Source organism: Pelatocladus sp. BLCC-F211, from assembly GCF_041928655.1.
Classification (GTDB): domain Bacteria; phylum Cyanobacteriota; class Cyanobacteriia; order Cyanobacteriales; family Nostocaceae; genus Pelatocladus.
In genome coordinates this window covers 84,248-102,046 of sequence record NZ_JBHFLM010000028.1, presented here as the reverse complement: position 1 = coordinate 102,046, position 17,799 = coordinate 84,248, and the positions used below count along the sequence as shown (strand labels likewise).

General features: G+C 39.9%; 16 protein-coding genes. 8 read left to right on the top strand and 8 right to left on the bottom strand.

Going from position 1 to position 17,799, the window contains the following annotated elements; translation table 11 throughout:
• Nucleotides 1-85 precede the first annotated feature (85 nt).
• Nucleotides 86-2,146, top strand: a complete 2,061-nt coding sequence (locus ACE1AT_RS02570) for an ATP-binding protein (protein WP_374865750.1) — start codon at nt 86-88, stop codon at nt 2,144-2,146.
• A 153-nt stretch (nt 2,147-2,299) separates the two neighbouring features.
• Nucleotides 2,300-2,431: a hypothetical protein gene (locus ACE1AT_RS02565; RefSeq protein WP_374865749.1), complete on the top strand. Its 132-nt coding sequence runs from the start codon at nt 2,300-2,302 to the stop codon at nt 2,429-2,431.
• 42 nt (nt 2,432-2,473) lie between these two features.
• Here the strand turns inward: ACE1AT_RS02565 and ACE1AT_RS02560 are convergent, their stop codons facing one another.
• On the bottom strand, nt 2,474-2,713 hold the full coding sequence (locus ACE1AT_RS02560; RefSeq protein ID WP_077166363.1) for a hypothetical protein: 240 nt from the start codon (nt 2,711-2,713) through the stop codon (nt 2,474-2,476).
• 488 nt (nt 2,714-3,201) lie between these two features.
• Nucleotides 3,202-3,795, bottom strand: a complete 594-nt coding sequence (locus ACE1AT_RS02555; protein WP_374865748.1) for a DUF1802 family protein — start codon at nt 3,793-3,795, stop codon at nt 3,202-3,204.
• Between the two features lie 527 nt (nt 3,796-4,322).
• On the opposite strand from ACE1AT_RS02555, the gene ACE1AT_RS02550 reads away from it, so the two are divergent.
• The 3 genes from ACE1AT_RS02550 (at nt 4,323) to leuD (ending at nt 7,585) form a co-directional block, all read left to right on the top strand.
• Nucleotides 4,323-4,871 (top strand): L,D-transpeptidase, encoded by a 549-nt coding sequence (locus tag ACE1AT_RS02550; protein WP_374865747.1) that lies wholly within the window; start codon nt 4,323-4,325, stop codon nt 4,869-4,871.
• Between the two features lie 515 nt (nt 4,872-5,386).
• The gene (gene leuC / locus ACE1AT_RS02545) at nt 5,387-6,793 is read left to right on the top strand and encodes a 3-isopropylmalate dehydratase large subunit (RefSeq protein ID WP_374865759.1); all 1,407 of its coding nucleotides are present in this window, start codon (nt 5,387-5,389) and stop codon (nt 6,791-6,793) included.
• A gap of 183 nt (nt 6,794-6,976) precedes the next feature.
• The gene (gene leuD / locus ACE1AT_RS02540) at nt 6,977-7,585 is read left to right on the top strand and encodes a 3-isopropylmalate dehydratase small subunit (protein ID WP_374865746.1); all 609 of its coding nucleotides are present in this window, start codon (nt 6,977-6,979) and stop codon (nt 7,583-7,585) included.
• A gap of 109 nt (nt 7,586-7,694) precedes the next feature.
• On the opposite strand, the gene ACE1AT_RS02535 is transcribed toward leuD, so the two are convergent.
• Nucleotides 7,695-8,573 carry a rhodanese-related sulfurtransferase gene (locus ACE1AT_RS02535; protein ID WP_374865745.1) on the bottom strand — a complete coding sequence of 293 codons (879 nt, stop codon included), beginning with the start codon at nt 8,571-8,573 and terminating at the stop codon, nt 7,695-7,697.
• A 246-nt stretch (nt 8,574-8,819) separates the two neighbouring features.
• Nucleotides 8,820-9,317, bottom strand: coding sequence for a hypothetical protein (locus tag ACE1AT_RS02530; protein WP_374865744.1), 498 nt, complete (start codon nt 9,315-9,317; stop codon nt 8,820-8,822).
• Nucleotides 9,318-9,783: 466 nt separating this feature from the next.
• On the opposite strand from ACE1AT_RS02530, the gene ACE1AT_RS02525 reads away from it, so the two are divergent.
• Complete coding sequence (locus ACE1AT_RS02525) at nt 9,784-10,599, top strand: DUF1838 domain-containing protein (RefSeq protein WP_374865743.1); 816 nt, start codon at nt 9,784-9,786, stop codon at nt 10,597-10,599.
• A 63-nt stretch (nt 10,600-10,662) separates the two neighbouring features.
• On the opposite strand, the gene ACE1AT_RS02520 is transcribed toward ACE1AT_RS02525, so the two are convergent.
• From ACE1AT_RS02520 to ACE1AT_RS02505, 4 genes are all read right to left on the bottom strand, one after another.
• Entirely contained in the window at nt 10,663-11,079 is a 417-nt protein-coding gene (locus ACE1AT_RS02520; protein ID WP_374865742.1) for a hypothetical protein, read from the bottom strand.
• A gap of 207 nt (nt 11,080-11,286) precedes the next feature.
• Nucleotides 11,287-11,556, bottom strand: coding sequence for a YciI family protein (locus ACE1AT_RS02515; RefSeq protein WP_374865741.1), 270 nt, complete (start codon nt 11,554-11,556; stop codon nt 11,287-11,289).
• Nucleotides 11,557-11,625: 69 nt separating this feature from the next.
• Nucleotides 11,626-14,061, bottom strand: a complete 2,436-nt coding sequence (gene pheT, locus ACE1AT_RS02510) for a phenylalanine--tRNA ligase subunit beta (RefSeq protein ID WP_374865740.1) — start codon at nt 14,059-14,061, stop codon at nt 11,626-11,628.
• A 178-nt stretch (nt 14,062-14,239) separates the two neighbouring features.
• Nucleotides 14,240-15,631, bottom strand: a complete 1,392-nt coding sequence (locus ACE1AT_RS02505) for a response regulator (RefSeq protein WP_374865739.1) — start codon at nt 15,629-15,631, stop codon at nt 14,240-14,242.
• Between the two features lie 602 nt (nt 15,632-16,233).
• Between ACE1AT_RS02505 and ACE1AT_RS02500 the strand changes: the two genes are divergently transcribed.
• Both ACE1AT_RS02500 and ACE1AT_RS02495 read left to right on the top strand, forming a co-directional pair.
• Complete coding sequence (locus ACE1AT_RS02500; protein WP_017312264.1) at nt 16,234-16,908, top strand: VWA domain-containing protein; 675 nt, start codon at nt 16,234-16,236, stop codon at nt 16,906-16,908.
• A 51-nt stretch (nt 16,909-16,959) separates the two neighbouring features.
• Nucleotides 16,960-17,742, top strand: a complete 783-nt coding sequence (locus tag ACE1AT_RS02495; RefSeq protein ID WP_374865738.1) for a PP2C family serine/threonine-protein phosphatase — start codon at nt 16,960-16,962, stop codon at nt 17,740-17,742.
• Nucleotides 17,743-17,799: the final 57 nt, after the last annotated feature.

Below are 17,799 nucleotides of genomic sequence, written 5' to 3'. Positions count from 1 at the left end.
CTGAGGATCTTAAACTGTTTATTAGAACGCGATCAAAAAATCATTAAACAACTGCACCTAGCTTCATTTTCACGAATTTTGGAACATGCTGATTTCCCCTGATTTGAGCTTTTCTCGCACCTTGCCTTTAGATGTATTTAATCAGCTTGGCGAATTGTTAGAGCAAATGGCTCAAGCAGTAGAAGGTGAGTTTGTGGTTCTGACAGAAGCTGTGCTGAAGCGAATTAGTATACCTGAAGAATGGCAGACGCAAAGATTTACAGTTGTCATTTCTAAGGGTTTTAGTGCTTTGATGGTAGGTTTTCCAGAGCAAAGGGGAGATTTTTGGGAACAGTTGGATGTCAAGTTAACATTTAGTTGTGAAGCTATCGCCTCTTTCCTGACAAATATCAGAGATTTATTTGCACACAATTCTCCCCAACACCAGAAAATTGATTCTTTTTGTCAACTGCTTACTCCTAATGATGTCAAACTCCAAAGTCAGTTTACGCTGTTATTGTTAGATTTTTTCCTGCCACAGTCAAATCAGGAAGTAATACAACCACAAGCTTCAACAACTCCTGTTGCTTCTGTGTGTCAGCCAGTGGAGGATGCCCTTAACAAACAACTTGCTCAAGAGCGGCTATTGAATCAGATTACAACTCGGACTCGTCAAAGTCTAGACTTGTCGGTAATTATGGTAACAGCAATTGAGCAGGTGCGAAAGTTTTTAGAATTAGATCGGTTAGTAATTTGCAAGTTAGTTTATCCACAAGTCACACAGCTTTTCAACAGTCGTGAGAATTTGAATACTAATAATAATTTGCCTTCTGGGCTATTTTCCTCAGAGAATTTCTTCAGTGATGTGAGCGACTCAAAGCCGAGACAAGCAAATTATCCATCATTAAACGGTGGAAATTTTTGTTTCGGGATTCCAAATTTTGGTGAAGAAAAAAAACACGCCTCAAATTTTTCCTCTTCACTGAATTTAGGACAATCTTCGAGTTGTGTAATTTATGAATCCCGGATTGACGATACTATTCCTTCTGTATTGAATTATAGAGAAGAATACTGCTTTGTACCTAACTCTCCGTGGTGGGAAAAGTATCGCCAGGGATTTACTGTCGCTGTCGATGATGTCGAAAAAACTTATGCTTTAGAAGAGTGTTTATTGAATGCTTTAAGAACTATTAAAGTCCGCTCAAAGTTTATCGCCCCAATTGTCTTTGAAGATCAACTTTGGGGGCTATTAATTGCTCATCAGTGCAATACACCACATAATTGGAATGAAAGTGAAAAAAGTCTTTTAACTTCTGTTGCGGAACAATTAGCGATCGCAATTCATCAAGCCGAGTTAATGCGATCGCTTACTCAAGAAAAACACACTCTAGAACAAAGAGTAGTTGAACGCACTGTAGCCCTACATGACGCTTTAGTCGCGGCTGAAGCTGCTAGCCGCCTCCGCAGTGAATTTCTTGCTACCATCAGCCATGAACTACTGACTCCTTTGACCTACGTAATTGGTATGTCTGCAACTTTACTACGTTGGTCTTTTGGAGATTTAAATCAACGCCAACGAGAATACCTGCAAACCATTCACGATAGCGGTGAACGTTTGTTAGAAATGATTAATGATATTCTGGATTTATCCCAGATTGAAGCAGGTAAGGCTGTTTTAAATATTACAGAATTTTCTTTGGTAAAAATAGCTGAAAATATAGTTGCATCGTTATTGGAAAAAGCTACCAGCCAGCAAGTAACTTTGAGACTAGAGTTACTTGTCGATCAAAAAGGTGATCGTTTTACTGCTGATGTCAGAAGAGTAGAACAAATTTTGTGGAATCTTTTAAGTAATGCGATCAAATTTACGCCTGAAGCTGGAAATGTGACTTTACGCCTGTGGATGGAAGATGATACGGCTGTATTTCAAGTCGAAGATACTGGTATTGGGATTCCTCAAGAACAGTTACCACTGCTATTTGAAAAGTTTCATCAACTAGATACCCCTTACCGCCGCCGTTACGAAGGTACGGGACTCGGTTTGGCATTAACTAAACAACTTGTAGAACTACATCGGGGGCGAATTGAAGTAGAATCTACTGTTGGTGTTGGTTCAATTTTTACAGTTTGGATACCAGTTCAACCAGAGCCAGTCATTCAATTTTAGATTTTGGATTTTAGATTTGAGATTTGAGATTTTGGATTGGGAGCATCCCAAAAGTTTAAAATCTGCTTTTGGTGCAGACATGCTAGGAATCTGTTTCGCTACACTCCTAGTACTAACCATCTTTCTCTCCCCAATTGGGAACTCCTCACGCAGATGGTAGAAAATTTAATTATTCCCGTGATTTGTGAAGGTGGTATCTTTTATCCTGAGATGGCGTGTCAGCCCATTAATTTCGGAGCATACGCTGTAGTCGTTGGCACTGAATCACGGGGATTGATTATTTAGTCAAAGGGTATAGGAAAAAATTATAAATGTATAAACTACAAATTAAAGCTCTACGGGAGCCTTAGATACAGAAAACTCGTTGGCTAATGCAGTAGGAACTAAAGTCCAACCTGCTTTTAAAAGTTTCTGATAAGTTGCCCAACCTCTAGAACCCCCAGGGATTTTATAATCTGGTACTGCATATTGAGGGAAAGCTGTGTAAGGACGCCATGGTTGATGAGGTGCAGTTTGCAAATGCAAAATCTTAGTCTCATTTTCACCAGAGGTAGATAGCCAGCACATTCTTTGCTGCATAGTAAACTCCTTTGTATTTTTTATATAGTAGATGCATAATGACAGACTTTTGTCAAGTATAACATCACCCCATTGGGGTACTTTTCTGCCTAGTTTTCCAGATGCATATACTCATATAATTTTTTCTTGAGTCTGAGTCAAAATTACGCACCTTCATAAATAGTCAGACAGCAATAAACAACACTTGTGTTCCACTAATGTTAAGTGCTGTAAAATAAAACTGGTGTATCGACAAATACGATTTTTTGTTTATCAAAGTTTTTTAAGCGCAGAGCGCAGGCTACGCCAGCAAAAATTAAATATGAATCCTAATATTATCTAAGATGCTTTAGTTAAAAAATTGAATAAATTCATAAGCGCGGCTGATAAAAAAATTGCCGCTGCTTAAAAATTTTGAGTTGCACTTTTAGAATAACTGGAACTCTGCCAGATAAGAACTTACATCAGCTACGTGTCTGTGTTTTAGTATACGTAGCTTATTCCAAAGCAGGGACATAAAACTTGTCACCAACGATATCACGAATTTCCGCTACTAACTGATAGTAAGTGGAATCTGACAAAGCTGGTTTTGCATTTTGTATGTGAATTGTTTCATCCAAATCAATCCATGACTTACAACCACCATACTCAGGTAGATAAGGGATTTCCCGAACTTGGGATAGATTGTATGTCCGCAGTAGCATAATATATAATGGCTGACGCGCTTTCCACTTCAGGCGATCGCTAATAAAATGCTCGTTCCAAATATGAAAGGGAAGCAAAGCATTGACTATTGATTCATCACAAACTGGAAAAATATCGGTAATTTTTGCCCAGCTACCGATGCGTATTGTCTCTGGATGCCAACCAGATGTCACGGGATAAACAAGATTAGCATACTCAGGCTTCAGTAGAAAAGGTTGTTGATGCTCGTAAGTTGGGTAGAGCAAAATCTCGTCATGAACTACTTGAAAGCGTCCATTCCGTTCGTGAATACCCCCTTTGCGAAGGAGCATGATTGTTTTCCCTGCTTCTAAAGCAGTGACAGTAATTGCCCATTCTTTGAGTGCGTGAAAAGTTGTAGTCACCATAAGCATCTACTTTAACTCTGATTTTATTTGACGCCAAGATTAATACACTATGTCACTACCTGTGGAAATGAATTTTAGAAATATTTATAGAAAAGCACAAAAGACATAGCTGCGACTTGCAGATTCCGATGTTCCCCATATTCAGCAACTTTACCTTGAATCGGAGGATACAAGGTTTGATTTTTTTGATATATGCAACATTAAATCTGTTTTTTTTATCACAACATAATGTAATCTGACACTAACCTTGAGACAGACGCTCAACTAATCAATAGAAATAAATATTAATAATAAAGTTCCATATTTAGTAAATTCTTGTGGTTGACCTAGTTACTTACATATAAGGGACTTCCAATTAAGAAATATAGGCGTTGGAAGGAACAAGGGAGACAAGGAAAAGAAATTGCATTAAATGCAGAAGTTGAATAATCTGTTTTTTGGATTTCTCTCAATAAAGCTTCTAAATTTTTTTGTTAAAACTTCTGTAAATTTCTTCGCGACTAATATTTTTTATTTGGAATAAAAAAATGAGCTTAAACAACAATAAAAGTTTGTGTTCAAAGCTTGCTACTGTTGTTGTGACTGCTAGTATCAGTGTTGTGCTAAATATTGTCACAGAAGTTCCATTTACTAGCACAGCATACTCACAAATTGAAGCAAAATCTTCAGCAGATTCTATAGAACAGCCTATTAACTTAAAGATTATTATTAGCCGACGTCAAGTAATTCTATATCGAGGAAAAACTCAAATCAAATCTTATCCGATTGCAGTTGGTCGTCCAGGTTGGGAAACTCCTAGTGGTAATTTTCAAGTACTCAATATGACAAAAAATCCAGCTTGGATGCATCCTTTTACAGGCGAATCTATCCCAGGGGGAAGTCCTAAAAATCCTCTTGGTCCCTACTGGATTGGATTTTGGACAGATGGTACTAATTGGATTGGTTTTCATGGTACTCCTGATCCTGAATCAGTTGGGAAAGCAGCTTCCCATGGTTGTATTCGTATGTATAACAAGGATGTTCAAGAATTATTTGCTCAGGTCGATATAGGAACACCAATTACTGTAGTCCCATAGATTGGGTAGGTCTTGTTCTCAACAATATATCTACTCCCATTCTCAACAACAAAGTTTGTGGAAAATTGTAGATGCGATCGCAGGAAATTATCTGGATTTTACAACAGCAAACTTTAACATAAATTTTTATCCAGAATATAAGCTCCTGATAACTATTAGTGAAATGTAAGTAGTTATCAGGAGTATTTAATATATCTGGGAATCCGGTTGAATTTAAAAACTTAGTTAGTTGAACCAGGAAATGGAGAACAGAAAGTGTGCTGAGTTTTTTTAAATTCAATACAACTCATATATATTTTTTACGTATTAGTTATAGGGCTAAAATATATTGGACATTATTAACTGACTTCTTTATTGTAGTGATTAAGGCAACAGGCGTAATCCAACTGTAATATAACCTTTCAAGTTCAGAAAGGTAATAAAAACCTTTCGCCATAAGCATTTCGCTTATCGGTGGGTGATTAACTATTTTTGATACCATCTAAAAAATGCGACGGCTTAAAACAGGTTCAAGTATGAGCAAAGGTACACTTTTTGACAAAGTTTGGGATTTACACACTGTTGGTACACTTCCTTCAGGACAGACACAACTATTAATAGGGCTACACCTGATTCATGAAGTTACTAGTCCCCAAGCCTTTGCGATGTTGAGGGAGCGGGGTTTAAAGGTGTTGTTTCCAGAACGGACGATCGCTACAGTAGACCATATTGTACCGACAACCAATCAGGCACGTCCTTTTGCTGATACGCTAGCAGAAGAAATGATGCAGGCGCTAGAGCAGAACTGTCAAGAAAATGGCATTACCTTTCATAATATCGGTTCTGGGAATCAGGGTATTGTGCATGTAATTGCACCAGAACAAGGACTTACCCAGCCAGGAATGACGATCGCCTGTGGAGATAGCCACACTTCAACTCATGGTGCATTTGGTGCGATCGCTTTTGGTATTGGTACTAGCCAAGTCCGCGACGTTCTCGCCTCCCAAACCCTGGCTTTATCTAAACTCAAAGTCCGCAAAATTGAAGTTAACGGTACTCTCAAACCAGGTGTGTACGCCAAAGATGTTATTCTGCATATCATCCGTACTCTTGGTGTAAAAGGTGGTGTGGGATACGCCTACGAATACGCAGGTACTACCTTTGAGCAAATGAACATGGAAGAGCGGATGACCGTTTGTAACATGTCCATAGAAGGTGGGGCGCGTTGTGGTTACATTAATCCAGATCAAATCACTTACGAATACCTTAAGGGTAAAGACTTTGCTCCCAAAGGGGCAGATTGGGAGAAAGCAGTTGCTTGGTGGGAGTCAATCAAGAGTGATGCTGATGCTGAGTATGATGACGTTGTAGTATTTGACGCCACCGAAATTCCTCCCACTGTGACTTGGGGTATTACACCCGGTCAAGGTATTGGCGTTAACCAGTTGGTACCCTCCGCCGAACAATTAGCAGAAGAAGACCGCCAAATTGCCCAAGAAGCTTACATATACATGGATCTAGCTCCTGGTCAACCCATACTCGGTACAAAAGTCGATGTCTGCTTTATCGGTAGCTGTACCAACGGCAGAATTAGCGATTTGCGAGAAGCAGCTAAAGTTGCTCAAGGGCGTCAGGTTGCTGAGGGGGTCAAAGCTTTTGTTGTTCCTGGTTCCGAACGGGTAAAACAACAAGCTGAAGCAGAAGGGCTAGATAAAATCTTTCAAGCCGCAGGTTTTGAATGGCGTCAACCAGGATGTTCAATGTGTTTAGCCATGAACCCCGACAAACTCCAAGGACAGCAACTCAGCGCCTCTTCTTCTAACCGTAACTTCAAAGGTCGCCAGGGTTCTGCTTCTGGTCGTACTTTGTTGATGAGTCCAGCAATGGTAGCAGCGGCGGCGGTGAAAGGTGAAGTTTTCGATGTACGCGAGTTGTTGAATTAGTTCTTAGTGTCTTGGTGTCTTGGTGGTTAATAAAACATCTGTTTGAACCACATAGACGCGCCAGCGGCTACTTACCCTTCGGGAACCCTTTCAGGGAACAGAAGCCACTTCGTGTCTACCCTGCGGGTAGACACAAAGACACAAAGCTTGATTTTTACCCTACTCCTCAATCCAAAATTTCTTATGGTAAGCGAAGTAAAAGCAATTTCCGGACGTGGTATTTCTTTGGTAGGTGATGACATTGATACTGACCGCATCATTCCTGCCCGTTTTTTGCGCTGTGTTACCTTTGATGGCTTGGGTGAGCATGTATTTGCTGATGATCGCGCTGCACTCAAAGGGGAACATGCTTTTGACCAACCGCAGTATCAAGGGGCAAAGGTTTTAGTCGTTAACCGTAACTTTGGTTGTGGTTCTTCACGGGAACATGCACCCCAAGCGATCGCTAAATGGGGTATTCAAGCATTAGTAGGTGAAAGCTTTGCCGAAATCTTTTTTGGCAACTGTGTAGCGATGGGTATTCCTTGCGTTACTGCTGATTCTACTATCATCAAACAACTGCAAGAAATCATCACTGCCAATCCCCAAGCATCTGTGACAGTAAACTTAAAAACCATGCAGGTGCAATGTGGTGATTTTTCTACCCCCATCTCCATTGGAGAAGGTGCGAAAAATATGTTTGTTTCCGGTACCTGGGATGCTTGTGGTCAATTAGTAGCCCACGCAGAGCAAATTCGGGCGACGGCGGCGAAATTACCGTATTTGAGTTGGAATGAAGTTGGCGTTAGCTAAGTGTTTATTGATACTCCCACGGCTATAAGCACGTGGGATTCTTGCTTCATGCGATCGCACTAATTCATATTTTTATTCTACAACGCCGAATTTTGAATTGTTTTGTACCCTATTTTCCCGTTGTGATCTGTCGCTTTTTCTCCTCTAAACCTGCTCTTTTTTCTGGGGTGAGACTATCAAAACAGTAGGGACAACTAATACCTTCTTCATAATGAGGAGAAGTTTTATCAGCTTCCGAAATTGGGTGTCCACAACCAACACACATCTCATAGGAACCAAGTTCTAACCCGTGACTCACAGCTACTCGTTCATCGAAGACAAAACACTCTCCTTCCCAAAGACTTTCCTCTGGAGGAACTTCCTCTAAATACTTGAGAATACCGCCTTTAAGGTGATAAACCTCTTGAAAACCTTGCGAAAGCATAAAAGAAGAAGCTTTTTCACAGCGAATACCACCAGTACAAAATAGTGCTACTTTCTTATACTGAGTAGGGCTAAGGTGCTTGTTTACATATTCTGGAAATTGTCTGAATGACTCAGTGCTAGGATTTTGAGCTTTTTTAAAAGTGCCTATACTGAATTCATAATCGTTGCGAGTGTCAATTAAAACTATTTCTGGATCAGAAATTATCCTATTCCAATCTTTGGGAGCAACATAAGTTCCGACTTTTTCATTGGGGTCAATATTAGGTAGTCCAATAGTGACTATTTCTTTTTTCAGGCGTACCTTCAAACGCTGAAAAGGTGGCTCTTCAGCGATAGACTCTTTATGTTCTAAGTCAGCAAAACGAGAATCAGACCGCAAAAAAGATAATACTGAATCAATACTCTCACGAGAACCTGCGATCGTACCATTTATACCTTCTTGGGCTAGTAAAATAGTTCCCTTGATACCTTGTGCTTGGCAATAAGACAACAAAGATTGCTGTTTTTCAGCGTAATCTAGCAGTTTAACAAACTTATAAAATGTAGCAACAACTAATGTCATATTTGCGTAAATAATTAGTAATTAGTAGTGACTTCTTGTACTTCTATAATTTTGCCAAACTTCCTAATGTAGAAATCAAAAATTGGACAATATCTCGAAGCGATCGCTGTTAGAGAGTTATGAATATTGTTACGTGCATAGAGGGTGTAGCGGCGAATCAACAGACGTCGCCTGAATGAATAGAGAGAGGAATGGCGATAACTGTAAACAGGGCTATTATTTCAGGATTTATAGCACCCTGTTTTTTTATTTTGCTTCCGTAATTTTCAGAGTATAAGGAAAATACTCATCTCTGTTATAGGAACCAATCCAAATTTGATAGGTTCCAGGTAGCCACTCACCAACTATACCAGGATTTTTACCATCAAAATCGTCATTACACCAAGTACCACCTGGACCACTAATAATCAATGTTGTGTCCTCCGGACTATCTACTTGCAGCTTCAAGTAATCGAATTTTTTTCCTAACTCAAGTTGATGGTCTGGTTTTTGATCAACAAATCCTGTACATGCTCCTGTAGACGTTTCTCTTTTAGCGACAACCTGATTTCCTGGTAATGAACCCCCACTCATTCCGCGAACCTGAAAAGGATCTGGAAGAAATTTCGGACTAATACTGACATCACCAAATATGGGTGGTGGTGTTTCGTCAGCAAATGCTACCGTTTTTACTATCGATGCGATCGCAATACTGGCAATGATAAATGAGATTTTTATTCCCAATTTTATTACTTTCCTTGGCATTTTCATTAGATGATTGTCTAAAAGTTTCTCAGTGTTATTGATGACACTAATTTTACATACCAAGTTCCTAAAATGAGGGAAATTGCTCAGGAATAGAAAATGTAGACGACGAATAGCATCTTAATGTTCTGGTTTGTCATAAAAAGTTTTTTACTAGATAAGCATAAGGACATACGACTGTGCGTCCCTACTACATATATTCCCTTACTAATAAATATTATTCACCCCCCAAAAAATAGCCTTTTTAGGCAGTCAAAAGTCTATACTGTCCAGGATTTGGGATTATAGATTCCGAATTCGGAATTCACAATTTCTTATAGACTCTTAACTTTCAGTAGGCATCATCAACTATCATCTCCAATGACAAGACCATACACAAACAACACTACCGTTTTACCCAAAAGTGGGCTACAACAAATCTTTCACTAAAAAAGGTATTGTTTAATTATTAGTCAGGAGCCACAAAATGGTTGCCCAAATTCAAGAATTAGAAGCATCACAGTGGGTGAAAACTCGTTCGTCCCTTGATCCTGCCGAATCAAGCTTTTTAAGCTGGACAGGTAAAATATACGCTTTTGTCCCAGGTGAAAAACGGACACTCTTATTTAAAATGGTCGGCATGAGTGTGAGCCGATGCATTCCTACAGAAGCAGATTGCTGGGATTTTACCTCCAGGGAACTGACTTATTACCTCAACCCTGAAACAGAAGAGATTTTGCATAAATGGGATAATCCTTGGACAGGAGAAACAGTTCCAGTCATGCACGTCGCTAATAACCCAGTACAAGGTCATTTTAAAGGCAAGTTTCCAGCGCAGATAGATGGTGAAAGTGCAACTTTTGTATTTGATATATTTCCTACCTATCCTAACCCCTTAATAGAAGATGCTAAATTAGCTCAATATACTCCTCAATCCACTTATCAAGCAGCAGAGTTATTTAAAATTACAGTTCCCACCACAGATTTATTTAATTTGAAACTACCTTCAGTTTCTCAACTGAGATTAAGTTGGGATAGGATTGGTCAATGGCTACCCTGGATGAAAATGGGCGATCGCTCTGGTTATCTAATCTACAGTGCTTACGGTAGCAAAGTCCAAGGCTTCGATGCATTACCCCAACTGCTCAAAGATGAAATAAATACTCGTGTTCCTCTATACAAAAATGCTCCGAAATCCTTTTTGGATGTCGAAGACATGACTTCTTGGCTTTACTTCCAACAAAATTTTGCTGCTTATCTAGCTGGTGAAAGATTCCCCTTACCAGCCGCAGAAGAAGACTAACATTGCACAATTTAGGGTGGGCGCATGGCTGTGCGCCCTTACTCTAAGCAGCTAATTTCTAAATTACTGCCTTTTTCCATTAGTGAGGACATTAATGGCTCCACCTGCGGCTGCACCATCAACTACATCACCAAGAACATGTCTGGTATTACCACGTAGGATTGTACCAGTTACGGCGCCTGCCGCTGCACCGACTCCCACATCTTGAACCACATTACGCTTCTGACGGTTTTGGTACTGGCGTCGTGTACCATGAACGGCGTTGACAGCAGCACCAGCCGCTGCACCCTTCACAGCGTTGTTTACTACAGAACCACGTCCTCTGATCGCACCAGTCACTACACCGGCACCGGCTCCAATACCGAGGTCTTGTAGTATGTATTCATCAGCAGAAGCAGGTTTAGCAGGAACAAAGCTAGCACCAACTAAACTTGTGGCTAGTAAGCCAGGTAAAAATGCGCGTTTAAAAATCTTGTTCATCGACTTTCCTTCTCAACTAAACATCAGTGATTTAAAAATAGTCAAAGTTGAGATAGTTGTTTTTGACCATACTTTTAGTCTAGGCAATTGCTAGTTTTTTTGCATGAGAAATCTTTCATGATAACCGTACAAAAAAGTGAGGAAATGAAAGATATTAAAATATTACTCCCTCTCTAATGCTTGTACCTTCTGCCATTTGCCTGAGATTTAAAATGCCTGAATCCACTCTTTGATAGAATATCCAGTCCAAATTCCGTTTTGCCAGTAGGGATCATTTTCCACTAATTGGCGTACAGCATCTTCGTTCTCGGTTTCGTAGATACCAAAAACCATTGTTAAATCTTTGGTAGGGCCAATGGTAATTAGGACACCAGATTCTTTTTGTTTTGCTAATCCATCTAAATGGGCTTGGCGGTAGGGAGCGCGTTTTTCGAGGACATTTTCACAGTAAGTCCCCCACATGATGTATTTTGCCATATGTTGTATATTCCCAAGATTTTTAGTAAATAATAGGGGCAAATAGCCTTCGCCCCTACTATTTAATGATTAACTTCTCAAAGCAACACCAAATTTTTCGACCAATGTATCGCGAACTTTTTGATGCACGGGTTCAACTTCAGCATCAGTGAGGGTGCGATCGCTTGCTCGATAAATGAGGCGGAATGCTAAACTCCGTTGTCCTTGGGGTACGTGTTCGCCACGATATTGATCAAACAGTTCTACAGATTCGAGTAAATCTTTACCTGCTTTGGTAATTGCTTTTTCAATTTCGGCAACTGTCACCTTTACAGGTGCAAAGAAGGCAATATCTCTGTCTGTAGCTGGATAGGTAGAATAAGGCTTGAATGTGGGTACGGCAATTTCATCTTGATCTAGTGCATCCAATAGCACATCTAAATCTAATTGAAACACGTAAACTGCTTCTGGTAAGCTTCTTTCGTGTCGCAGTTGGGGATGTAACTGCCCAAAGATACCAAGTCTGTTACCTCTAATCCATAAAGAGGCGGTTCTACCTGGATGTAAACGCTGATCACGACAATCTGGTTGATATTCCACCTCCAAACTCAGACGCTGAAATACACTATCTAAAATACCTTTGGCTTCATACCAAGTCATGGGTTGCTCGCGTCCACTGCTTGTCCACTTGCTAGTTCTGCGATCGCCTCCCAAAATCCCAGCTATGGCGTCTGCTTCTTGCAATCCGGTTTCTTCTTGCCAAAAAATGCGTCCAATTTCAAAACCGTTGAGCGCCCCGTTGCCTTGTTCTAAGTTATACACAAAAGCATCTATTAACCCAGCTATTAAATCTGTGCGTAGGGCTGAATACTCTACAAATAAAGGATTTGCCAGCGCTATTTGTCTATCTTCTCCTGGCTTGACTAAGGAGTAATGCATTAATTCTGTCAAACCTTCTGCTCGCAAACATGCGCGTAATTGACGCATTATTTCCACATCAAAAGGCAGATAACCAGCTTCTGACTTTTCTGGTAAGGTGTCACAGAAACGATTGTAGCCGTAGAGACGAGCAATTTCTTCAACTAAATCAATTTCCCGTTCTAAGTCGCGGTAACGGTAGGGCGGTACTGTCACTGTCCATTTGCGCTCACCAACAGGAGTTAGTTGACATCCCAATGCAGTCAGGGTGCGTTCTACATCTTCAGGTTGTAGTTCTGTTGGTTGCTTACCAGAATCAACAGGCCCCAACACTTGATTCACCCGATCTAATCGTAGTTCTATCGAACGTGTCCAAGTTGATGGTTCGGGGCGAGTATCGGAAATTTCCTGAGTCACAAGATTTCCTTGAGCGAGTTCGGTAATCAGACTCAGGGCGCGGCGTGTGGCTATTTCCAACCCAGCGCTATTTATACCTCGTTCGTATCGAGATGAAGATTCACTTCTTAAACCCACGCTCCGGGAAGAGCGACGAATCGCTACGGAATCAAATAAGGCTGCTTCTAATACTAGGTTTTGTGTACCTGCGTGGACTTCGCTGTCTTCGCCACCCATCACACCAGCCAAAGCAACGGGTTTATCGTTGGCGGTAATCAGTAAGTTTTGGGTGGTGAGGGTACGAGTTTGTCCGTCTAGGGTTTTGAGGGTTTCTCCAGCATTAGCAAAGCGAACACCAATGGCTACTTTTTCGCTTCCGGCGATGGAAACCAGGCGATCGCGATCAAATGCGTGTAATGGCTGTCCCCATTCTAACAATACATAGTTAGTAATATCAACTACATTATTAATTGGTCTGACTCCCGCAGCCCGTAAACGCTGTTGTAACCAATCAGGAGAGTGAGCAATTTTTACCTGTTCAATCACTGTACCAATATAGGCGGGGCAAGCTTGCGTATCAGCTACTTTAATAACTAAATTTCCTGCACCTTGCGAAACTGAAACTTCACTAGGCTCTGGAATAGTTATTTTTGCACCTGTCAGCGCTGCAACTTCCCGCGCTATACCCACCATACTTAAAGCATCAGCACGGTTAGCAGTAGCAGTCACATCGAGAATAACATCATCTAAACCCAGCAAAGGACGCACATCGCTACCCAATTGCAGATTCTCTTGGGTAAAAATATGAATTCCGTCTACATCAGTTGGTAAACCTAGTTCTTTCAAAGAACAAATCATGCCATTGGATGGGACACCACGCAGTTTTGCAGGTTTAATTTTTAAATCGATATTTGGTAGATAAGTACCTACTGTTGCAATAGGCACATAAATATCTGCCCGGACATTAGGAGCGCCGCAGACAATATTGAGAGTTTCTCCTGTTCCGATATCAACTTGACAAACACTTAATTTATCAGCATTGGGATGGGGTTGGCGTTCAAGCACTCTCCCAATCACAACACCATTTGCCCAAGTGCGGCGATCTTCAATATCTTCTACCTCAAACCCTGCCATTGTCAGAGTTTCTGCTAATTCTTCCGGGTTAAGTTTTACCTCGACTAGTTCCCGTAGCCATTTAAGAGAAATACGCATGGAATGTGTGCTTGTGCGAAATCAGAACTGAAATTCAGAATGCAAAGACTATTTTAGAATTAATCGCCTAAGTTCCTCATCCATATTATATTTTTAATCGTATAAAATAAAATTAAATCAATTAAGTATGCGAATTCACAACTATAAAATTTTTGACTCTGGATTCTTGATCAAATTCTTATGTTAAATGCATAAATACCATTTTCAGTAAATCTGCACGCGTAAATGGTTTTGTTAAATATCCCGATGCTCCGACAAATTTGGCTCTAACTTTATCTACAATTCCCTTGCTACCTGTAACCATCACGATTGGTGTCTCTTTAAACATCGAATTATTACGAATGATCCGACATAATTCATAACCATCAATTCCTTCCATATTCAGATCCAATAAAATCAAGTCTGGTTTATGTCTAATCACTGCCATGACTGCTTTGAGTGGATCGCTGATTGTGATTACCGAAAAGTTTTCTTCTTCTAAAAAACGGCTAATTTCTCTCAGAAATGTTGGACTATCATCTATAGAAACAATTTTATATTTTTTGCGGATACTGGTAGGAGCAGGATTAGCTTGTTGCAGATTTGGGTTAATGTTAATGGGATTTGTAAATTCTTGTAATTTTTTTCTTCTCGCCTGAGTAACCTGTGATAAATCGTCAGAAATTGTTTGAGTTTTTGTATTACTATTTTCTACAGAAGATATATCTGCTAATTCTTGTTTTTTTAATAAATTTATCTGATCGGTTTCTGTTATTTGTTCAAAGGTTTTAGGTAATTTATCAAAGGGCGGATCTGGTTCATGCAATAAAATTGCCCCATTTAAGATGTATGGATACAGCGTTTTCAGCACATGGATTTCATCTTGATTCATAATCACTGCGAGATGACGTAGGCTAAAACCTTTCATCCATTCACTGAGATTTTGCTGTATTTCTGGTAAATCTGTTTGTGAACTTAAGGTTTTCACACGCAAATATGGACGCTGATACGGAGATGAAATATGCGGTGCGAAAGACTTCCAATCTTGTAACCTGCCTTGACAACGTTCTAGCAGTTTTCCAACATCAAGTCTACAAATGATTGGCATCCGTTCTGGATTTTCTTTTAATTCATAATTACCTTGTTTGATTAAGATAAACGATTCAATTACTTCTTTTGCCAATTCTTGAAGTAGTACGGCTGCTTGGGTAGGGTTGAGATGTTTTTGACTGACTAACCAGCAAATAGCCTGATATTCATAAGGTCTTTGATCACTAATAGATTCTTCAGAAATTGAATTATGCAGTTCTGTTGACTGAGTATAAGAATCTGGTTCAAATAGTAGACGTAATTGAATACGAATTTCACTACTAAGGGTGGGAATCCGATGACTGAGGCGACGCAAGTGACGTTCTAGTCTATCGAAGGGTTCGATGGAATGGGTAGCAAATGTAATTTTGCCTTGATCAAGAAAAATAGACCAGGTAACTGAGTTACTCAGCGCTTGTAAATGAGTACTATCAGAACAGTTGGATAATTGTCTTAACAAACTTAGAGGACGTAGATTTGTGAATGTGCCGTAATTATTCATTTCCTTGGAGAATTTACGGGAAAATAGCAGTTTGTATGAGCATTCGCATTCTTCGGCGAGTTTTGCATTTTGTTATTTCTAATTTCTTTGCAAAAATATTTTTCTACTTGTCATGTATATCTTACAAGCTATAAAACCTACTCTCAGGAGAGTTGTTAAATTTTGTATAGGTGCTGCAACAAATTTTTGAAGTTTTTGCTTTGACTTGTTCCGTCTTTTGATATAGTTTCCATCAACTAATGATGAGAATGCTAATAATGTTTAATTACTTTTACCTAAAAAACGAATCTTCTACATGAAATCTTTAAAATATCCTACCGGCTTCAGTTACGCAGTTATTGTATTCTATAAATTATATGTATAAGTTATTTTAAATAAGCTTCTACAGTCAATGCAAAGCCTTAGTAACTTCTCTTTTACAGCACTAACTCTTAAGGAATACTTTTGAAACCTTTATGTAATTTGGGTATTGCTAATTGTTTAATAACTAGTAAACTATCTAAAATCCAAAAGCATCTAGGTAGTCTTGCAAACCTAGAAACTATATACTTTTTGAGAGCAAGGAAAATAGTAGTTTTAAGTTTAGTATAACACAAAAAGTTATGACCGATACATTAAGACTTGATGAAGTCGTTGAGTTTGCTGAGAACCCAGAACCACGTTGTCCTTGCGTATTACTACTTGATACGTCTGGCTCAATGCAAGGAATGGCAATCAATGCATTAAATGAAGGATTACTGAGCTTTAGGGATGAATTAATTAAAAATTCCTTGGCTTCCAGAAGAGTAGAGGTAGCAATAGTTACTTTTGATAGTCATATCAACATCGTACAAGACTTCGTGACTGCCGACCAGTTCAATCCGCCCATACTCACAGCGCAGGGGCTAACGAATATGGGTTCTGGTATCCATAAAGCTTTGGACTTAATTCAAGAACGCAAAGCTCAGTATCGCGCTAATGGTATTGCTTACTATCGTCCTTGGGTGTTCATGATTACTGACGGAGAACCGCAAGGTGAAGCAGATAATTTGGTAGATCAGGCCGCAAAACGACTGCAAGCAGATGAAGTAAATAAACGTGTTGCTTTTTTTACGGTAGGTGTGGAAAATGCTAATATGGCACGCTTAAGTCAAATAGCTGTACGTACCCCCTTAAAGCTAACGGGATTAAACTTTGTCGAGCTGTTTGTCTGGTTATCTGCCAGTATGTCAGCGGTTTCTCATTCTAAAGTGGATGAGCAGGTGGCACTACCTCCGATTGGTTGGGGTTCTGTTTGATGTAAGATTGCATATTTTGTACTTACACAGCTGTTGGAATATTTAGAGTTTATGAAAACTTCAACAAAGACACCTCAATGGCGGGTAGTAGCTGCATCAGTATGTGGCACAAGCCATGTTAAAAATAAGCAGCTGTGTCAGGACGCTCACCACTTTGTAATCTTGCCTGAAAATGTCTTGGTGGTGTCAGCAGCAGATGGCGCGGGTTCAGCAATTTTAGGGAAAGTTGGAGCAATGGTTGCAGCAGAAACGGCAGTAGCTAATATTTCTGCTCATCAGAAAGTTTCCCGGCGTGCTTTAATTGATGATGGTTTTGCGCGATCGCTCCTAACTGACGCCATACTAGCCGCCAGAAAAGCAGTAGAAGCAGAAGCTGCTGCTTGTAATAAACAACCCCAAGATTTAGCAAGCACCTTAATTGTTCTAGTCGCCACACCCGAAAATGTAGCAGTAGCTCAGATCGGCGATGGTGTCGCAGTCGCCAAGGATAGTTTGGGCAACTTGATTGCCTTAACTATGCCTGATAATGGTGAATACATGAACGAAACCACTTTTTTGGTTTCTCCCACTGCAATGGAAAAAGTACAAGTAAAGCTGTGGCGTCACCCGGTTGTCAATATTGGTGTTCTCACTGATGGCTTACAATTGCTAGCGATGAATATGGCTGTAAGCGTACCTCACAAACCTTTCTTTTTTCCCTTATTCGATTTTGTCGCCAGTGCTGAGGACAAAATCATCGCCAAAGAGCAACTTGTAAAGTTTTTACGTTCAGATAGGATTACCCAACGTACAGATGATGACTTAACGCTGGTAATAGCAGCATTAACTGATTAACAAAATTAGCAATAGTATTGCTATTTAAAATTACATACACCTTCCCTAACATTAAAT

Excerpts from the sequence above, each read along its gene's own strand:
- ACE1AT_RS02550 (WP_374865747.1), top strand. The coding sequence starts at position 4,323 with ATGAGCTTAAACAACAATAAAAGTTTGTGTTCAAAGCTTGCTACTGTT.
- ACE1AT_RS02495 (WP_374865738.1), top strand. The coding sequence starts at position 16,960 with ATGAAAACTTCAACAAAGACACCTCAATGGCGGGTAGTAGCTGCATCA.
- pheT (WP_374865740.1), bottom strand. The coding sequence starts at position 14,061 with ATGCGTATTTCTCTTAAATGGCTACGGGAACTAGTCGAGGTAAAACTT.
- ACE1AT_RS02505 (WP_374865739.1), bottom strand. The coding sequence starts at position 15,631 with ATGAATAATTACGGCACATTCACAAATCTACGTCCTCTAAGTTTGTTA.
- leuC (WP_374865759.1), top strand. The coding sequence starts at position 5,387 with ATGAGCAAAGGTACACTTTTTGACAAAGTTTGGGATTTACACACTGTT.
- ACE1AT_RS02530 (WP_374865744.1), bottom strand. The coding sequence starts at position 9,317 with ATGCCAAGGAAAGTAATAAAATTGGGAATAAAAATCTCATTTATCATT.
- ACE1AT_RS02560 (WP_077166363.1), bottom strand. The coding sequence starts at position 2,713 with ATGTGCTGGCTATCTACCTCTGGTGAAAATGAGACTAAGATTTTGCAT.
- ACE1AT_RS02555 (WP_374865748.1), bottom strand. The coding sequence starts at position 3,795 with ATGGTGACTACAACTTTTCACGCACTCAAAGAATGGGCAATTACTGTC.
- ACE1AT_RS02570 (WP_374865750.1), top strand. The coding sequence starts at position 86 with ATGCTGATTTCCCCTGATTTGAGCTTTTCTCGCACCTTGCCTTTAGAT.
- ACE1AT_RS02500 (WP_017312264.1), top strand. The coding sequence starts at position 16,234 with ATGACCGATACATTAAGACTTGATGAAGTCGTTGAGTTTGCTGAGAAC.
- ACE1AT_RS02565 (WP_374865749.1), top strand. The coding sequence starts at position 2,300 with ATGGTAGAAAATTTAATTATTCCCGTGATTTGTGAAGGTGGTATCTTT.
- leuD (WP_374865746.1), top strand. The coding sequence starts at position 6,977 with ATGGTAAGCGAAGTAAAAGCAATTTCCGGACGTGGTATTTCTTTGGTA.
- ACE1AT_RS02515 (WP_374865741.1), bottom strand. The coding sequence starts at position 11,556 with ATGGCAAAATACATCATGTGGGGGACTTACTGTGAAAATGTCCTCGAA.
- ACE1AT_RS02520 (WP_374865742.1), bottom strand. The coding sequence starts at position 11,079 with ATGAACAAGATTTTTAAACGCGCATTTTTACCTGGCTTACTAGCCACA.
- ACE1AT_RS02525 (WP_374865743.1), top strand. The coding sequence starts at position 9,784 with ATGGTTGCCCAAATTCAAGAATTAGAAGCATCACAGTGGGTGAAAACT.
- ACE1AT_RS02535 (WP_374865745.1), bottom strand. The coding sequence starts at position 8,573 with ATGACATTAGTTGTTGCTACATTTTATAAGTTTGTTAAACTGCTAGAT.